The following is a 17,309-nucleotide window of genomic DNA, read 5'->3' on the forward strand; positions in this document are numbered from 1 at the left end:
AGGTCGGCCACGAAGCCGCCACCCGCGGATCACCGCGGGTGGCGGCTTTTCTCGTCCTAAGGCTGTTCGGACAGGGCGGAGAGGGAGGCCGCGGCGCGTGGGTCGTCGTGGGCGGCGGCCTTCCACCATTGTTCGGCGGCGGCGCGTTCGCCTTGCTGGAGGAGCAGGGTGCCCAGGTCGTAGGCGGCGCCGCTGTGGCCTGCCTGTGCGGCTTGGGTCCAGAGGGCGCGGGCCGAGTCGTGTTCGCCGCGTTCGTGCATGGCGGTTCCCAGGTCGTGCAGGGCGCCGCCGACGCCCTGGCTGGTTCGTGGGGGCTGGGTGGGATCGGTCGGGGCGATCGAGATTTTCGGTGGGGGATCCGATGATGCCGGTTCGGTGGAAGCGGCGGGGGGACTTGGTTCGACGGGGGGAGTCGAGGGGGCCGGGCCGAGCGGTGTCGTAGCCGGGTCGGCCGGATCGTGGGGTGGTTCGGGGCGTGCCGGTTCGGCCGGGCCGGTGCTGAGTTCGACGACCAGTTCGTTGAAATCGGGTGTGCCGGGACCGGTGCTGCACCACAGGGTCGAGGCCCCGTCGGGGAGCAGGTCGACGACCATGCCGTAGTTGCCGGTCCAGGATTGGTGTGTGCCCGATTCGGCCACCCAGACGGGTGTGAGGGTGAACAGCGCGTCGGGTGCGTCCGCGGTCACCGAGATGTCGATGCCGTCGGCGAGGGCTTCGTACCAGATGTCGACGCCCGCCAGCGATTTCCCGTTCAGATTCACGTGCCCGTCGTGGACGGAGAGACCGAGACCGAGGCCCGACACGTCCTCGGGTGCCATCACCGACAGTGCGCGCAGATGCACCGCCGTCGTTCCGGCGGGCAGCGCCTCGGTGTACATCGGATAGACCGCCGCACCGCACCATTCGATCGGATCGGCGCCGTCGTAGCGCTGATCGAGGGGGAGTGGGTCGCCAGGGCGTTGCGCGTCGGGATCATTCATCGGTGGCACCCGCCCTTTCCGCTGTTACACCCCCTCGCGGCGCCAGACTGTCCGCGGTTGCGCGCTACACCGTACTCGTGTCTACGTGGAGTCGTGGTCGATTCACGACAAGACGGCCGTTGAAAACGACAGTGCCCCGGCGACCCCGGTCGACCTGGTCCGCGACAGTGTGTCCGGATGTCGGGCAACGGGATTCGCCGGGGCCTGACCTGACTGATCAGGCGTGGAATCGACGCCTCAGACGGCCACCGATTCGCCGATCTCTTCCTCGACCGCGGCAGGTGCGACCGGCCGGGGTGCGTGGCGCGCCTCGTACCGACCGGCCACCACGACCAGCGCCACACCCACGACCAGCCACGCGAACAACCCGAACAGGCGGGAGCCGAACCCGGCGCCACCGTCGAAGTAGAGCAGACTGCGCAGGCCTTCGACGAAGTCGGCGCCGTTCCAGAACGAGTGCAGCGCACCGAAGAACCCGTTCTGGAGTTCGGGCCCGTAGACGCCGCCGGAGGTGGTGAAGTTCAGCATCACGAACAGGGTGATCAGAGCGAGGGTGGTCCAGCGCTTCAAGAACGTGTGCAGGCCGATGCCGATCAGGATGATGCCCGAGGTGTAGACCCAGGCGATGGCGAACACGCTCGCGAGATCGGTGTCGATCACGCCGAACACCGGACCCGCCACCACGACGCCGATGAGGCTGACGATCAGCGCGGTCACCACACCGATCGTGGCGCGCACCCGCATCCGCAGCAGCGCGCCCGCTGCGCCGATCACCGCGACGCTGCCGTACGCGCCCACGCTCAACGCGACCAGCAGGAAGAAGATGCCCTGCCCGGTCGGGTCACCGCCCGCCTTGGTCGTGACATCGGTGATCACCAGCGGCACGCCCTGGTGATCCGATACCGACCGGAAGGCCACTTCCGCGGCCATCGCGCTGGTGTCGGAGCTCGCGGTGGCGACCAGCAGTTCCGGCTTGGCGGCGTCGGGCACATAGGCGCCGACGAGCTCGCGATTGCGCAGTGCGTCGATGGCCGCGTCGCGATCGGGCACGGTGACCATGTCGAGCCCGGCGCCGCCCTTGTCCTTCATCGTCTGTGCCAGCACCATCGTCTGCGGGGAATCGCCCACCACGGCGAGCGCGAGATTGTTCGGCTCGGGCTGATGGAACGCGCCGAGGTAGGCCAGAGCCATGCCGAGGCACATCAGCAGCGGCGTCAGCAGGTGTCCGGCGACGTGCCGGAACTGGGTGCGAGTCATCGGGGCAGATCTCCAAACAGTTGGTAAATGCAACTATGTATGGTTGTATGATACAACTATGAACGCGCGGAGCACAAGAACCCAGGCTGTCGACACCATCCAGCGGGAACTCACCGCTTTCGCTCGCCGTGCCCGCGGCCGCGCCGCCGAACTACACCCCGAGCTGAGCCTGGTCGCCTACAGCATTCTCGACCTGATCCTCGAACGCGACGGTTGCCTGGCCACCGACCTGGCCGAGCAGTTCCTGCTCGACAAATCGACCGTCAGCAGGCAGGTCGGCGCACTCGAGAAGCTCGGCTACCTCGAACGCGCGGTCGATCCCGGCAATCGGCGCAACCACGTCCTGCGCGCCACCCCCGAGGGTCGAGCCGTCGCCGGCGAGGCCGAACGCCGGCGCCGGGAGGCCTTCCAGGCGCGTTTCGCCGACTGGACAGACGACGATGTCGCGGCGATGGCCGGTTACCTGACCCGCTACAACCGCGGCGACTGACCAGGCCCGTCTTCAGCGCGTTCGGTTCGTGGGCGGGCATCCGCCTGGCTATTGCGCACGTCACCCCCGCCGATGGGCGGTGCCCCGGCAGCGCGTGTGAGTCGGTATAGTCGCCGCGGATGAGTAGTGACACCACCCACCCCGAGCAAGAGCGTTCACCACGCCCGATCAATCGAGCATGGTGGCTGGTGCCGGTGTTGCTCACCATTGTGTCGGTGGTCTGTGTCAGGACGCCGATCTGGCCCTTCGAACGCTATTCCGGCGGGTTCATCGATCTCCAGGTCTACCGCCTCGGCATCGAGGCGATGCGCGACGGCGCCGATATGTACGGTCAGCTGCCCAAGACCTCGATCGGCATCGGTCTGCCCTTCATCTACCCGCCGTTCGCGGCCATCGCGCTCGCACCGTTCGCGCTGCTGCCGTGGGGCACGGCGAAGATCCTCTACGTCGTGGTGTCGATCGCCGCCGTCGCCTGGACGCTGTATCTGGTGGCCCGCCGCTACCACCCCGACCGCAAGCAGGTCGCCCTGCTCGTCACCGCCTGCGCGGTCCCCCTGGCGATGCTGCTGGAACCGGTTCGCTCGACCATCGACTTCGGTCAGGTCAATCTCCTGCTGATGGTGCTGGTCGCCACCGATTGCCTGCTGCCGAAGACCCGCTACCCGCGCGGCATGCTGATCGGTCTGGCCGCCGCCATCAAACTCACGCCCGCCGCCTTCGTTCTCTACTTCTTGGTCCGCAAGGACTACAAGGCCGCCGCGACCGCCGCGGGCACCGGGGCGATCGCCACCATCGCGTCCTTCGCGTTCCTGCCCACCGAATCCACCCGCTACTGGTTCGGCGGCCTCGGCAATGTCTCGGGCCTGAGCGGCTCGGCCTTCCATACCAATCAGTCGATCCAGGCCGTCATGGCCCGCCTGCACATCACCGGTCTGCTGTTCGACGCGCTGTGGCTCGTGCTGGGCACCCTGCTGCTGGTCCTGGTCGTCGCCGCGATGCGCAAGGCCGCCGACGCCCCCGCGATCGCGCTGTCGCTCAACGCGGTCTTCACGCTGCTGCTGTCGCCGATCTCGTGGTCGCACCACTGGGTCTGGATCGCGCCCGCGTTGCTGGCGATGGTCTGCCACGCCCGTACCCTGCCGGTCAGCAGCGCTCGCGGCTGGTACGCCACGACTGTCGTCGTCGCCGCGGTCTTCGTGATCGCGCCGCACAGTTTCCTGCCCGACGGCGAACACCGTGAGACCTCATGGACGTGGGATCAGCACATCATCGGCGACACGTATGTGTGGCTGGCGGTCGGGCTGGTTGTCTTGTTCCTCGTCACCGGACGTCGGCCGGCGCAGCCCGCGCAGGAGCCCGCGGCGGTCGAGGAACACGCGCGCGTCGCCTGAACATCCGGTGACCCCGGCGGTCTCAGCCCAGGTGGTTGACGACGGCTACCGGGGGCCGGGCAGCGATTCCGTCCGGGTCCGCGATGTCGGCCAGTTGCCGAAGGCTCGAGTCCAACCCGCGCTGAAGGGCGTGACCGAGTACGACCGCGTCGGCGTCTCGTAACACCTGGCCGTGCAGGCCGGTGCGAAGAGTGGCGCGCGAGAGGTCGCGCAGGTGCTCGAGTTCGACGGCGAAGGTGACCGCGATACCGGTCACCGCGCCGCACGTCATCGTCCAGCTGCGGTTCGGGCAGTATTCGGTGATGACCAGATGCACGTCGTGGAGCATGTCGAACATCTGGACCTGAGCGGCGAGTTCGAGATCGGCACCGACTCGATCCGGCGCCGGGCCGGTCCAGGAGTGGAGTTCGGACATCCACGCGGCGATAGTGTGCGGTTCGGACAGTAGGTCCCACAGCGCATCCGGGGCGACGGGCAGGGCGATGGCGCCGCTGACGTGCACCTGGTCCACGCCGTCGCCGGGCGCGCCGTCAGGCGTGATCAGCTGACCGGTCTGCCTGCGATGACTCCGCTGGGCCATGATCCCCCACTTCATCGGGACCCGGCGTGCGGTGGTCGCACGTCGACCGGTCCCGAACGGCGTGCGACAGACGATAGCCGACCCACTCGAAATGTCCATTCGGACAGTGGATTTCGCCGACGAGACTATATCCGCACCGTGTTCTTCGTGGAAAGTCACCATCGCCCCGCGTGCGATCCACGCGGGGCGGTGATGACTGAATCGGGTACTTCAGACCGTGACGGAGGCTTCGCGCCGGAGTTCCAAAGCGATGTCGATGAGTTGGTCTTCCTGGCCGCCGACGAGTTTGCGTTTACCCGCGCGGACGAGCATTTCGGCGGCGGAGACGCCGTAGCGTTCGGCTTGGCGTTCGGCGTGCTTGAGGAAGCTGGAGTAGACGCCCGCGTAGCCCATCATCAGTGATTGCCGGTCGAGCAGGCATTCCTGGGGCATGGCGGGGCGGACGACGTCTTCGGCGGCGTCGGCGATGGCGAAGAAGTCGACGCCGGTCTTGATGGCCAGCTTGTCGGCGACGCCGACGAAGGCTTCGACGGGGGTGTTGCCCGCACCGGCGCCGAAGCGGCGGGTGGAGCCGTCGATCTGGGTGGCGCCGGCGCGGACGGCGTAGACGGAGTTGGCCACGGCGAGGCCGAGGTTTTCGTGCCCGTGGAACCCGACCTGGGCGTCGGTGCCGAGTTCGGCGACGACGGCGGCGACGCGGTCGGAGACTTGTTCGAGGACGAGTGCGCCCGCGGAGTCGACGATGTAGACGCATTGGCAGCCTGCGTCGGCCATGATCCGGGCCTGTTTCGCGAGGGTTTCGGGTGGCTGGGTGTGCGACATCATGAGGAAGCCGACGGTTTCGAGGCCGAGGTCGCGGGCGTAGCCGAAGTGCTGGACGGAGACGTCGGCTTCGGTGCAGTGGGTGGCGATGCGGCAGATGGCGGCGCCGTTGTCCTGCGAGATCTTGATGTCTTCTTTGACGCCGACGCCGGGCAGCATGAGGAACGCGATCTTGGCGTTCTTGGCTGTTCGGGCGGCGACGGTGATGAGTTCTTGTTCGGGGGTTTTGGAGAATCCGTAGTTGAACGAGGAACCACCCAAACCGTCGCCGTGGGTGACTTCGATGACGGGGACGCCGGCGTTGTCGAGGGCGGTGACGATGTCGCGGACTTCGGTGGTGGTGAATTGGTGGCGTTTGTGGTGGGAGCCGTCACGCAGGGAGGTGTCGGTGATCCGGATGTCGAGTTCGGCAGAGAATGGCATGGTCGAGTCTCCTTACGCCCGGCTCGGCTGCGGCGGACGCAGGGCCTCGGGGGTGATGGTGTCCAGGGCTGACGAATCGGTCATGATCACACCCGCGTCGACAGGATCTGATCGGCCATGACCTCACCGACACGGGTTGCCGCGGCGGTCATGATGTCGAGGTTGCCCGCGTACGGGGGCAGGAAATCGCCCGCGCCTTCGACCTCGACGAACACCGAAACCTTCGCCAGTCCGCCGGAAACGACGGAAGGTTCGTCGAACTGGGGTTCGTTGAGCAGGCGGTAGCCGGGCACGTATTGCTGGATGTCGGCGACCATCTGGTGGATGGAGGCGGTGATCGCGTCGTGGTCGGCGTCGTCGGGGATCGCGCAGAAGATGGTGTCGCGCATGATCATCGGCGGTTCGGCGGGGTTCAGGATGATGATCGCCTTGCCGCGCTGGGCGCCGCCGATGGTTTCCACGCCACGGCTGGTGGTCTTGGTGAACTCGTCGATGTTGGCGCGGGTGCCAGGACCTGCCGAATTGGACGAGACCGACGCGACGATCTCGGCATAGGGGACAGGCACGACGCGCGAAACCGCGGCGACGATCGGGATGGTGGCCTGCCCGCCGCAGGTGATCATGTTGACGTTCGGCGCTTCCAGCAGCGAGGCCAGGTTCACCGGCGGTACCACGGCCGGACCCACCGCGGCGGGGGTGAGGTCGACGGCGCGGATGCCGAGTTCGGCATAGCGGGGTGCGGCCGCGCGGTGGACGTAGGCCGAAGTCGCCTCGAACACGATGTCGGGCTTCTCGTCCTGGGCGAGTAGCCAGTCCACACCTTCGGCGGAGGTTTCCAGGCCGAGTCCGCGCGCGCGTTCGAGCCCTTCGCTCTCGGGGTCGATGCCGATCATCCAGCGCGGCTCGATGGACTCCGAGCGCAGCAGTTTGTAGAGCAGATCGGTGCTGATGTTGCCGGATCCGACGATCGCGGCGGTGACGGAACCGTGGGACACGGTTGGCCTCCTCGAGGAATGGCGGCCCGGACGGGCCGCGGGTGGGATCGGCTCAGGTGAACGACAAGCGGACGGAGCCGAGTCCGGTGAAGTCGGCGCGGAAATCGTCGCCGGGTCGGGCGTCGATGGCGCGGGTACAGGAACCGGGGAGCACGATGTCGCCCGCTTTCAGCCGGACCCCGAAGGTCGCGACCTTGCGGGCCAGCCAGGCGACCGCGATCGACGGATCCCCGAGGACCGCGTCGCTGCGGCCTTCGGCGACGATCTCACCGTTGCGGGTGAGCACTGCATCGATCGCGGTGATATCGATATCGCCCGGGGCGACGCGTTCGCGGCCCAGGACGAACCCGGCCGAGGAAGCGTTGTCGGAGATGGTGTCGGCGAGCCCGATCTTCCAGTCGGTGATCCGTGAGTCGATCAGCTCGATCGATGGCGCGTAGGCGACGGTCGCGGCCAAGACGTCGGCTTCGGTGCAGTCCTCGCCGGGCAGGTCGGCGCCGAGGACGAACCCGACCTCGACCTCCACGCGCGGCAGCAGGAACTTGGTGGTATCGACGGGGACGTCCTCGTAGACCTCCATGTCGGCGAGCAGGTGACCGTAGTCGGGCTCGTCGACGCCCATCATCTGCTGCATCGCGTTCGACGACAGCCCCACCTTGTGCCCGACGACCTTTCCGCCGTCGTCGAGCCTGCGCCGGATATTGAGCAGCTGGACCTCGTACGCGTCCACCACATCGATGCCCGGATACCGGTCGACGATGGGGGACACGGCCACCCGATCCAGCTCCGCCCGCGCCAGTTCGGCGGCGAGCTCGGTGCGCATGCCGGTTGTCAGCATCCTGGCTCCCTCTTCTCGTCTGGTGATGCCACCCCATGCTCGTGGTCGAGGCGGCTCGCCGGGCCGGGCTCTCCCGCTGGATGGACAGGAAATTCCCCGGCCCGGCGCGGGATCGCCGCGCACGCGACGACCAGGACAACGGTCATGACCGCGATGGACACGAACACGAGATGTATTGCGGCGGAAAGCGATTGCGGTGTCGGCGCACCGTCGCCGGCCAGGCGCGCGTTGACGATCGCGCCGAAGACCGCGACTCCCACCGCGCTGCCCAGCGACCGCGCGAACATGGTGGCGGAGGTCACGACCCCGCGTTCGGCCCACCGCGCGCTCGTCTGCGCCGCGATGAGCGTGGGCGTGGCCACCAAGCCCATGCCCGCGCCCACCACGAAACACGACGCGGCGACCTGCCACAGCGCTGAATCCTCGTCGAGCAGCAGGGTCGTCACCACGCCGAGCGCCGCGACGGTACTGCCCAGCACCGCGCACGTGCGAAACCCGAAGCGCAGATACACCTTTCCCGCTCTGGCCGCGGCCAACGGCCAGCCCAGGGTGAGCGCTCCGGTGACGAGCCCCGCGACCAGGGCGCTCGACCCGAGCACGCCCTGATTGAACATCGGCACATACGTCGTGAACCCGAACAGCAGCGCCCCGCCCAGCATGGCCGCGACACTGCTCGCGATCACCACCCGCCGGGTGAACACCCACAGCGGCAGAATCGGTTGCGTGGCCCGCGCTTCGACGGCGACGAACAGCGTGAGCGACAGTCCGGCGCACCCGAAGACGGCGATACCGACCGGCGATCCCCACGCCCACGCGTGACCGCCCTCGAGCAGTCCGAGCACCAGTGCCCCCGCACCGAGCGTCAACAGGACCGCCCCGGCGTAGTCGACGCTGCGCCGGCGCCGCGGTACGGACTCGTGGAAGTTGCGGATCAGCATCCAGGCGGCGAGCGCGGCCAGCGGCAGGTTGACCAGGAAGATCCACCGCCACCCGAGATAGTCGGCGCAGATACCGCCGAGCAGCGGGCCCGTCACCGAGGCCACCGCCCACACCCCGGCCAGATAGCCCTGGATCGTGGCACGTTCGGCCAACGTGTACAGATCACCCGCGATGACCATGGTGGTGGGCTGGATGGCGCCGGCGCCGATGCCCTGGACGGCGCGGAACACGATCAGGGCGAGCATGCTGCTCGCCAGCCCGCACAGCAGCGAGCCCAGCGCGAACACCGCGATGCCGAACAACATCACCGGTTTGCGCCCGAACGTGTCGGCGAGCGCGCCGTAGATCGGCACGGTGACGGCCTGGGCGAGCAGATAGCTCGTGAACAGCCACGGGAACAGCGTGAAATCGCCCAGACTGTCGGTGATCGACAGCACCGCGGTCGCCAGGATCGTCGAATCGAGCGCGACGAGTCCGGTGGCGAGCATCAGCGAGGCCAGCACCGGCCCACGGTCCGAGCCGAAGCCGACATCGGGCCGCGCGGTATCGGTTGCCACAGAACACCTCTCGCTCAGAAGCGGATACGGACCCGGTCGGTGCGCGGGCGGGCTTGGCAGGCCAGGGTGTACCCGGCGTCGATGTCGTCCTGATCGAGGACGGCCGAGTTGGTCGTGGTGACCTCGCCGTCGACGACGGTGCACGCGCACGTTCCGCACTCGCCCTCGCGGCAGGAGTACGGGACATCGAGCCCGCCGGCGAGCATGACGTCGACGAGGGTGCGCGAGCGCGGCCAGCTCAACGCGTGCACGGTCCCGTCGAGCTCTACCTCCACGCGCGCGGCATCCGCGTCGTCGACGGGGTCGAGCGGCTCGGGTTCGGCGAACGGATCACCGGACAGCGAGACGAACACCTCGGTGGTGACGCGTTCGCGCGGCCATCCGGCGCCCGAGAGTGCCTCGGTCACCGCCGACATGAACGGGCCGGGCCCGCACACGAACGCCGCGAAGGACGAATACGGCGCGGCGAAGTCGGCCAGCTGGGCCGCGGTGGGCAGGCCCTGCAGCGATTCGAGCCAGTGCGCGACAGTGATCCGGCCCGGGTACCGCGCGACGAGATCGCGCAGGGCGTCGGCGAAGATCACCGATGCCTGCTCGCGATTGGCGTAGAACAGCACCACCCGGCCGGTGCCGCAGGCCAGGGCCGAACGCAGGATCGACATCACCGGTGTGATGCCGCTGCCCGCCGCCCACAACAGCAGATCGGTGTCGAGTGAGGCCGGGGTGAAGGCGCCCTGCGGCGGCAGCACATCGAGGGTGTCGCCGACAGCGATGTTGTCGCACAACCAGTTCGAGCCGTAGCCGCCGGGTGTGCGCTTGACCGTGACCTGCGGCGGATCGCCCGTGAACGGCGAACTCGCCAGCGAATAGCAGCGCGCCACCGGTTCGGGCCGCTCGCTCGGGATCCGCAGCGTGAGGAACTGGCCCGGCCGGAAGGCGAAGCGGTCGGTGACCGCTTCGGGTACCTCGAACACCAGCGTCCGCGCGTCCGCGGTCTCTTCGATCACCGCGGATACGCGCAGCGTCACCACCCGCGAGCTCCGCGGAACGTCGACAGTCGCCCTCGTCACTGGTGTTCTCCTCGATCTCGGAACCGGTCTTGCGGAGCACCGTCGCAGGCTCGCCGGCGTTGCGGAGCCCGTGGCTCCCGGTGGCCGGGAGATCGCGGTGCACTGCCCGCTGACCGGGAAGACCAGGGCGGATGCGGTGGACGGCGACCCTAGCGTCGGGCTCGTGGACACCAGATTCTCCGGGGGCACCCGATGAACCGCATGCAGCACACCGTCGCGCTGGTGACCGGCGCGGCCGGGGGAATGGGCCGCGCCCATTGCCGTCGGCTGGCCGAGGAAGGCGCCGACATCATCGCACTCGACATCGAGGCCGCCGCGCCCGAGCTGGCCGAGACGGCACGCGAAGTCGAGGCAACGGGTCGCCAGTGCGTTACCGGCGTCGCCGACGTGCGCGATCAGGCAGCCCTGGACGTGGCAGTCGCCGACGGCGTCGCCGCGCTGGGTCGCCTGGACGTGATCGTGGCCAACGCCGGCATCTACACCGACCTCGGCCTGTCCTGGGAGCTGTCGGATCAGGCCTGGCAGCGCACCATCGACATCAACCTCACCGGCATGTGGCACACCGTGCGCGCGGCCGTCCCCGCCCTGTCCGACGGCGGCTCGGTGGTGATCGTGAGCTCCACCAACGGCATCGTCGGCGCGGCCGCCGCCGCGCACTACTCGGCGAGCAAGCACGCCGTGGTCGGGCTCGCCCGCACCTTGGCCAACGAGCTCGGCCCGCGCGGGATCCGGGTGAACACGGTGCATCCCGGCTCCGTCGCCACGCCGATGATCCTCAACGACGCGGTGTACGCCAAACTGCGCCCCGACCTGCCGAATCCGACGCAGCAGGACGCGGCGGAGGCGCTGGCCCGGCGCACGATTCTGCCCGTTCCGTGGGTGGATCCGGTCGACATCAGCAATGCCGTGCTCTTCCTCGCATCCGACGAGTCCCGTTACGTGACGGGAACCCAACTCGTGGTGGATGCCGGACTTACTCAGAAGGTGTGACATGGGACGGGTTTCGGGCAAGATCGCGCTGATCACCGGCGCCGCGCGCGGTATCGGCCGCGCACAGGCGATCCGGCTGGCCGAGGAAGGCGCCGACATCGTCGCCGTCGACATCTGCGGGCCGGTCGAGACCGTGGTGTCGCCGGGAGCGACGCACGACGACCTCGCCGAGACCGTGCGCGCGGTCGAGGCGACCGGTGCGCGGATCGTCGCCGCGACCGTCGACGTCCGCGACGGCGCGGCGCTGCGGGCCGCGGTCGACGCCGCGGTCGAGCAGCTGGGTGGTCTCGACATCGTCTGCGCCACTGCCGGAATCAGTTCCAGCGGCGGCGCACTGGAACTGACCGAACAGCAGTGGCAGACGATGATCGACGTCAATCTGACCGGGGTATGGCAGACGTGCAAGGCCGCCACCCCGCACCTGATCGCGCGCGGCGGCGGCGCGATGATCCTGACCAGCTCGATCGCCGGACTACGCGGCCTGGTGGGTGTCGCGCACTACACCGCCGCCAAACACGGGGTGGTGGGGCTGATGCGCTCGCTCGCGAAAGAGCTGGCCCCGCACCATGTCCGGGTGAACTCGGTGCATCCGACCAATGTCGACACCCCGATGATCCAGAACGACATGGTGCGCAAGGTGTTCCGGCCCGACCGGGAGAACCCCACCCGCGAGGAATTCGCGGAGGCGGCCGTGACCATGAACATGCTGCCCATCCCGTGGGTCGACCCGGTCGACATCGCCAACGCCGCCCTGTTTCTCGCCTCGGACGAGGGCCGCTACATCACCGCGGTGACGTTGCCCATCGACGCGGGCAGCACCCAGCGCTAGTGCGCTAGCACCGTTCGTACTGACGCGCGAAGGGCTCCGACTCCGGTGCGACCTCGCGCTCGGATGCCGGGCAGCCGCCGACAAGGACGGCGACCCCGGGGCCGTCGCGCGTCACGATCGTGTAGTCGACCACAGCACCGGGCCGGGACAGGTAACGAAGGTGCCGGTCGGCGAGTTGTGTCGCCTGCGCGGCACTGAATTTCTGTCCGCTGGGCGGGAATACCGTGACGCCCAGTGTGCGGCCTGCTGTGTCGGGCGGGTCGAATACCGACACCTCGGCGAGGAACGGGGTGGGTTGATCGGTCAGGAACCACTCCCACAGTTCGAGTTCGCCGGTGGAGGGGAAACGGGGGCGGCGGTCCGTGTGGGTCGAACTGGGCGCCAGTTTCGAGTAGTGCTCGGACATGCTCTCCCCATGAACGGGGGACACTGTCCAGTAGTTGGATGCCAGTTCGGGGAAGTCCTGGATGATGCGGCGCATCGCCGCGGTGGCCCGGTGGGGTTCGGCCTCGGAGCCCGCTCGCACACTGATGAATTCGGTCGGTCCGTCCATGTCCGCGGTGGCGGTGAAGCTGCTGGTGGACCAGTGGATCTGCGCACCGGTATCGGCCGCTGACACTCGGGTCCAGGTGTATGCCGCGTTCGCTTCCACGTCCACGTTCCGCCACGGACTGCCGGTCCCCGAAAAGGAGTCGGTCTTCCGGTGGATCTTGACCATGGTCGAGTCGCCTCGATAGTGCGGCGGCAGTTGCTGAGCGCCCATGACACGCACGACAGACGCGGTCTCGGCTGGTGTGACGCCGTCCTCGAGCTGCACCTCGAGTCGGGATGTGTAGTAGGAGTTGGGGCCGTACGGGTGGTACTGGAACGTATGCGACGCGTCGGCCACTCCCGGAAGGGCCTCGATGGCTGTCTCGATCACCCGGGACCAGCGGTCACGCTCGGCCTGATCGGGCCCTTGCGGAAAGAGCGAACATCCAGTGAGCAGGACTGCCGCCATCATCACCACGATGGTGGGCACGGTGAAGCGCATAGCAGTTCATCCTGCCAGCAGCCGGCAGAGAATCCGCCGCGAAAACCGCAATGCGCGGGCCGCCCGATGGCGGCCCGCGCATTGTGCCGGTTCAGTGTGCGGTGTCCTCGCGGGTGAGGAAAGCCAGTACGGCCGACTCGAATTCGCCCTTGCGCTCGATCATCGCCCAGTGCCCACAGTGGGGGAACACGTGCAGTTCGGCGCGCGGGATGGTACGCATCGGGATCAGCGCCATATCGAGGGGGCTCACCCGGTCGTCGCGGCCCCAGGTGATCAGCGTGGGGGCAGCCACCTTGTGCAGCATCGCCCACGGCGGCGGTGCGTCGGAGGCCTCCATCGCCTTGATCATCATCGCGAACGCGGCCTTGCTGTACATCCGGCGAGCGCTGTCCAGTGTCGCGGGATCGGTGGCCTGGGTCCAGCGCTCCTCGATCAATTCCTCGGTCACCATCGCGGGGTCGTAGACCATCGAATGCAGCCACTGGATCAACCGCTCGCGGGTCGGTTCCTCGGTGAACTCCTGGAGCAGCTTGATGCCCTCGCCGGGGCCGGGGCTGAAGAGATTGCGGCCGATGCCGCCGATCGTCACCAGCTTGCCGACCCGCTCGGGATGGGCGATGGCGTAGTTGAGCGCTACGCCGCCACCCATCGAGTTGCCGATGATGTCGACGCTGTCGAGGCCGAGCGCGTCGACGAAACGAACCACCGCATCCAGCGCGGTGATCATCGGATGTCCGCCGAAGTCGTCGCTCACCCCGAAACCGGGGAATTCCAGGACGAGACAACGGAATCGTTGCGCGAAGACGGCGAGGTTACCGCGGAAGTTGCGCCATCCGGTGACACCGGGCCCTGATCCGTGCAGGAGCAACAGCGGCGGTCCTTCGCCCGCCTCGTGGTACCGCAAGACGCCCGCGTCGGTGGTGATCTCGCGCAGCGTGCCCTCGTAGCTCAGGTCGGTCATGCGTGGGTACCGCCGTCGATGCGGATCTCGGTACCGGTGATGAAGGCGCCGTCCTCGGAGACGAGCATCGCGATCACGCCGGCGACCGCGGCAGGGTCACCCATGCCCGCGCCGCCGGATTCGAGGTCGGTCGGCAGGACGGGCGACAGCTTTCCGAACAGGGCCCAGTTGGCGTCGGAGGGCACGTATCCGCCAGTGGCTTCGGTGATTCCGGACTTGATGCTGCCGGGCGCGACACAGACCGCGCGCAAGCCCTTGCCGCCGTACTCGAGGGCGATGGCGTGGGTGAAGGACTGGATGCCGCCCTTGCTCGCCGCGTAGGCCGCCATGTACGGGTGCGCGAAGGCCGCCGACGTCGAGCTGAAGTTCACCACGGTCGCGCGCGGGTTGACCAGCAGTGCCGGCAGTGCCTCGCGGACGACGAGGAAGGTGCCGGTGAGGTTCACCCGGATGATCAGGTCCCACAGGTCGAGCGGGGTCTGATCGGTGTGCGAGGCCCGCAGGATGCCCGCCGCGTTCACCAGCGAATCCAGGCCGCCGAGGGTCTCGATCGAGGAGCGGACGCCCTCGATCACCGACTGCTCGTCGCCGATATCGATGGTGAGGGTGGTGAGCCGGTCGGCGGTGCCGCGCTCGGCGGCCTGCGCGCTCGTCGCGGCGAGGCCCTCGGCTGATACGTCGGCGGCGACCACCCTGGCGCCCTCGTCGAGCAGTCGCAGGGCGGTGGCCGCGCCGATGCCCGAGGCGGCGCCGGTGACCAGCGTCCGGTGGTTGTCGAGTCTGTTCATGGGGTTCTCTCCTGGTCTTGGGTGTCAGCCGAGTCGGCCGGGAACCGGTTCGTGGCGGAGCTGATCGGTCGCCAGCGCGCCGACGCGGACAGCGTCCTCGATGGAGTCGCGCAGGGCGGGGCAGGTGGGGATCCAGCTGCTGTGCTCACCGAGGGCCGCGCGCCGAGCGAATTCGGGGCACGCGGACTCGGCGTCGTCGAGCCACTGGATGCTGGTGTGACTGGGACTGAATTTCTCTGCCAGCACCTTGTTTCCGCAGGAAGCGCATTCGACGGGTTGCATGGCCGCCCCTCTCATCGCTCGCCGGCGGCATGGCGGGCGCCGATGTAGCCGAACACCATGGCCGGGCCGATCGTCGCGCCCGCACCGGCGTAGTCGTTGCCCATCACCGCGGCGGAGGTGTTGCCCACGGCGTAGAGGCCGGGGATGGGAGACCCGTCGGCGCGCAGCACCTGGGCGTCGGCGTTGTAGACCAGGCCGCCCTTGGTGCCGAGGTCGCCGATCCGCACCCGCAGCGCGTAGTACGGGCCCTTGTCCAGCACATCGAGTGCGGGCGTGGCCAGGGTCGGATCACCGTAGTAGTTGTCGTAGGCGCTGACACCGCGGCCGAAGTCCGCGTCGTGCCCGTCGCGAGCGAAACCGTTGAAGCGTCCCACGGTGTAGCGCAACGCGTCGGCGGGCACGCCGATGGCGGCGGCGAGTCCCTCGAGATCGGGCGCGGACCGGATCAGGCCGGCCCCCGACCACGAGGCCGGGAACTTCTGGCCGGGCACGATGCCACCGATCGGGTAGCGGCTCTTGGCTTTCGCGTCGAAGACCAGCCAGGCCGGATCGTGGCCGCCCTTCAGCTGGGCGTGCACGAACGTCACATACGGCGATGCCTCGTTGGTGAACCGCTTGCCCGTGCCGTCGACGATGATCGAGCGTGGGATCGAGCGTTCCGACACCAGCACCTGGTTGATGCCCTCCGGTCGCTGGAACGACGGCATCCACCACGCGTCGTCCATGAGATCGACTGCCGCGCCGATCTTTTCGCCCGCGATGATGCCGTCGCCGGTGTTGTCCGCCGACGCCGCGCTGAAGTTGTCGCGCCCGCCCTCGGGCAGGTGGTCCTTGCGCATGGCCTGGTTGTACTCGAACCCGCCGGTGGCCAGCAGCACACCGGCACGCGCCCTGATCCGGATCTCGCGGCCGTCGCGCTCGGCGAGCACGCCGAGCACCGCGCCCGTATCGTCGGTGATCAGCGAGCGCAACGGGGTGTCGAGCCACAGCGGCACTCCCGCATCACGCACGGCCAGGCGCAGCCGGGCGATCAGGGCCCGGCCGAGCGTGTCCATGTGTCTGCGCAACACGATCGCCTTGACCGCCCGCAGGCCGGTCAGCAGCGCGGTCCAGCGGGCCTTCCAGGTGCGGGTCACCATATTGAGCTGGACGAAGTCCTTGGAGGTGATGAACAGCCCCGGCGGTGTCGCGAGCGCGGCCGGACGCAGCAGATCCTCATCGGCGCCGAGCTGTTTGAGATCGACCGGCAGCGGCTCGATGGAGCGGCCCGCGGGCCGTCCCCCCGGTGCTTCGGGGTGATAGTCGGAATAGCCGGCGCACCACTGGAAACGCAGGTGCGGGCTGGTCTCGAGGAAGGCCAGCATCCGCGGGCCCTCGTCGATGAACGCGTCGAGGTTGGCCGACGGCACCCGATCGCCGACCACGGCGTCGAGGTAGGCGCGCACGTCGGCGCGGGAATCGCCGAGGCCCTCGCGCAGCAGCGCCGGGTTGTTGGGCACCCAGATGCCGCCGCCCGAGAGCGCGGTGCTGCCGCCGTACACGGAGGCTTTCTCGATGACCAGGGTGTCCAGGCCGCGATCGGCGGCGGCGAGCGCGGCGGTGAGCCCGCCCGCGCCGCTGCCGACGACGAGGAAGCCGACTTCGTGATCCCAGTGTTGTTCGGTCGCAGTCATCTCCGCCTCGCTCAGCCGACGACCATGTCGTCCTGGGACCAGAACGCGCGCATGCTCACGATGCGGGCGTCCTCGTCGAAGGTCATGACATCGATCGGATCGAGGGTGAAGGTCTGCTCACCGAACTTGGTGACCACCCGGAAGCTGAACGCGGCGCTGTTGCCGGCCACGCGGACGGAGAACAGTTCGGTCGAACGCTCCAGCGGCTCGATGTTCTCGTAGAACTTCGTGATCGCTGCGTGCCCGACATGCGGTTCGGTGCCGACCGGGTCCTCGACCGTCGCGTCCTCGCGGTAGAGGGCGACGACGTCGGCGGCCGTACCGCTGCCGACGGCCTCCACATATTTGCGCACCGTTGCGCGAATGTCGTCCGCTGAAGCCATCGTGTCGCTCCTGAAATGTCGAAAGGGA

General features: G+C 68.4%; 18 protein-coding genes. 4 read left to right on the plus strand and 14 right to left on the minus strand.

Annotated features, from left to right (window positions below; all coding sequences use genetic code 11):
• Window positions 1-56 precede the first annotated feature (56 nt).
• On the minus strand, window positions 57-980 hold the full coding sequence (locus ACFVVI_RS05765; protein WP_387443487.1) for a hypothetical protein: 924 nt from the start codon (window positions 978-980) through the stop codon (window positions 57-59).
• A 237-nt stretch (window positions 981-1,217) separates the two neighbouring features.
• The gene (locus ACFVVI_RS05770; RefSeq protein ID WP_387443489.1) at window positions 1,218-2,237 is read right to left on the minus strand and encodes a hypothetical protein; all 1,020 of its coding nucleotides are present in this window, start codon (window positions 2,235-2,237) and stop codon (window positions 1,218-1,220) included.
• Between the two features lie 58 nt (window positions 2,238-2,295).
• Here ACFVVI_RS05770 and ACFVVI_RS05775 point away from each other — a divergent pair, with 58 nt between their 5' ends.
• A complete protein-coding gene (locus ACFVVI_RS05775) occupies window positions 2,296-2,727 on the plus strand; it encodes a MarR family winged helix-turn-helix transcriptional regulator (protein WP_378987740.1) in 432 nt (143 codons plus the stop codon).
• Between the two features lie 119 nt (window positions 2,728-2,846).
• The gene (locus ACFVVI_RS05780; protein WP_387443491.1) at window positions 2,847-4,118 is read left to right on the plus strand and encodes a glycosyltransferase 87 family protein; all 1,272 of its coding nucleotides are present in this window, start codon (window positions 2,847-2,849) and stop codon (window positions 4,116-4,118) included.
• Window positions 4,119-4,140: 22 nt separating this feature from the next.
• On the opposite strand, the gene ACFVVI_RS05785 is transcribed toward ACFVVI_RS05780, so the two are convergent.
• The 6 genes from ACFVVI_RS05785 to ACFVVI_RS05810 all read right to left on the minus strand — a co-directional run bounded on the left by ACFVVI_RS05785 (window position 4,141) and on the right by ACFVVI_RS05810 (window position 10,342).
• Window positions 4,141-4,698: an SRPBCC family protein gene (locus ACFVVI_RS05785; protein WP_387443493.1), complete on the minus strand. Its 558-nt coding sequence runs from the start codon at window positions 4,696-4,698 to the stop codon at window positions 4,141-4,143.
• Window positions 4,699-4,908: 210 nt separating this feature from the next.
• A complete protein-coding gene (gene dmpG / locus ACFVVI_RS05790) occupies window positions 4,909-5,943 on the minus strand; it encodes a 4-hydroxy-2-oxovalerate aldolase (RefSeq protein WP_387443495.1) in 1,035 nt (344 codons plus the stop codon).
• A gap of 86 nt (window positions 5,944-6,029) precedes the next feature.
• Window positions 6,030-6,938: an acetaldehyde dehydrogenase (acetylating) gene (locus ACFVVI_RS05795; protein ID WP_378987728.1), complete on the minus strand. Its 909-nt coding sequence runs from the start codon at window positions 6,936-6,938 to the stop codon at window positions 6,030-6,032.
• Between the two features lie 52 nt (window positions 6,939-6,990).
• Entirely contained in the window at window positions 6,991-7,776 is a 786-nt protein-coding gene (locus ACFVVI_RS05800; RefSeq protein ID WP_387443497.1) for a 2-keto-4-pentenoate hydratase, read from the minus strand.
• Complete coding sequence (locus ACFVVI_RS05805) at window positions 7,770-9,272, minus strand: MDR family MFS transporter (RefSeq protein WP_387443499.1); 1,503 nt, start codon at window positions 9,270-9,272, stop codon at window positions 7,770-7,772. The genes ACFVVI_RS05800 and ACFVVI_RS05805 overlap by 7 nt, the downstream gene beginning before the upstream one ends.
• 14 nt (window positions 9,273-9,286) lie before the next feature.
• Window positions 9,287-10,342: a 2Fe-2S iron-sulfur cluster-binding protein gene (locus ACFVVI_RS05810; RefSeq protein ID WP_387443501.1), complete on the minus strand. Its 1,056-nt coding sequence runs from the start codon at window positions 10,340-10,342 to the stop codon at window positions 9,287-9,289.
• Between the two features lie 192 nt (window positions 10,343-10,534).
• Here ACFVVI_RS05810 and ACFVVI_RS05815 point away from each other — a divergent pair, with 192 nt between their 5' ends.
• Entirely contained in the window at window positions 10,535-11,332 is a 798-nt protein-coding gene (locus ACFVVI_RS05815) for a mycofactocin-coupled SDR family oxidoreductase (RefSeq protein ID WP_378987716.1), read from the plus strand.
• Window position 11,333: 1 nt separating this feature from the next.
• Window positions 11,334-12,161 carry a mycofactocin-coupled SDR family oxidoreductase gene (locus tag ACFVVI_RS05820; protein ID WP_387443504.1) on the plus strand — a complete coding sequence of 276 codons (828 nt, stop codon included), beginning with the start codon at window positions 11,334-11,336 and terminating at the stop codon, window positions 12,159-12,161.
• Between the two features lie 4 nt (window positions 12,162-12,165).
• On the opposite strand, the gene ACFVVI_RS05825 is transcribed toward ACFVVI_RS05820, so the two are convergent.
• From ACFVVI_RS05825 to ACFVVI_RS05850, 6 genes are all read right to left on the minus strand, one after another.
• On the minus strand, window positions 12,166-13,194 hold the full coding sequence (locus tag ACFVVI_RS05825) for a hypothetical protein (protein WP_387443507.1): 1,029 nt from the start codon (window positions 13,192-13,194) through the stop codon (window positions 12,166-12,168).
• A gap of 91 nt (window positions 13,195-13,285) precedes the next feature.
• Complete coding sequence (locus tag ACFVVI_RS05830) at window positions 13,286-14,155, minus strand: alpha/beta fold hydrolase (protein WP_387443509.1); 870 nt, start codon at window positions 14,153-14,155, stop codon at window positions 13,286-13,288.
• Window positions 14,152-14,943: an SDR family NAD(P)-dependent oxidoreductase gene (locus tag ACFVVI_RS05835; RefSeq protein ID WP_378987705.1), complete on the minus strand. Its 792-nt coding sequence runs from the start codon at window positions 14,941-14,943 to the stop codon at window positions 14,152-14,154. Before ACFVVI_RS05835 ends, ACFVVI_RS05830 begins: the two co-directional genes overlap by 4 nt.
• Window positions 14,944-14,967: 24 nt before the next feature.
• The gene (locus tag ACFVVI_RS05840; protein WP_378627708.1) at window positions 14,968-15,225 is read right to left on the minus strand and encodes a hypothetical protein; all 258 of its coding nucleotides are present in this window, start codon (window positions 15,223-15,225) and stop codon (window positions 14,968-14,970) included.
• A gap of 11 nt (window positions 15,226-15,236) precedes the next feature.
• Window positions 15,237-16,898, minus strand: a complete 1,662-nt coding sequence (locus ACFVVI_RS05845; RefSeq protein ID WP_387443512.1) for an FAD-binding protein — start codon at window positions 16,896-16,898, stop codon at window positions 15,237-15,239.
• 11 nt (window positions 16,899-16,909) lie between these two features.
• Window positions 16,910-17,281, minus strand: a complete 372-nt coding sequence (locus ACFVVI_RS05850) for a nuclear transport factor 2 family protein (RefSeq protein WP_378987699.1) — start codon at window positions 17,279-17,281, stop codon at window positions 16,910-16,912.
• Window positions 17,282-17,309: the final 28 nt, after the last annotated feature.

Source organism: Nocardia sp. NPDC058114, from assembly GCF_042884695.1.
In the GTDB taxonomy this organism is placed as follows: Bacteria; Actinomycetota; Actinomycetes; order Mycobacteriales; family Mycobacteriaceae; genus Nocardia.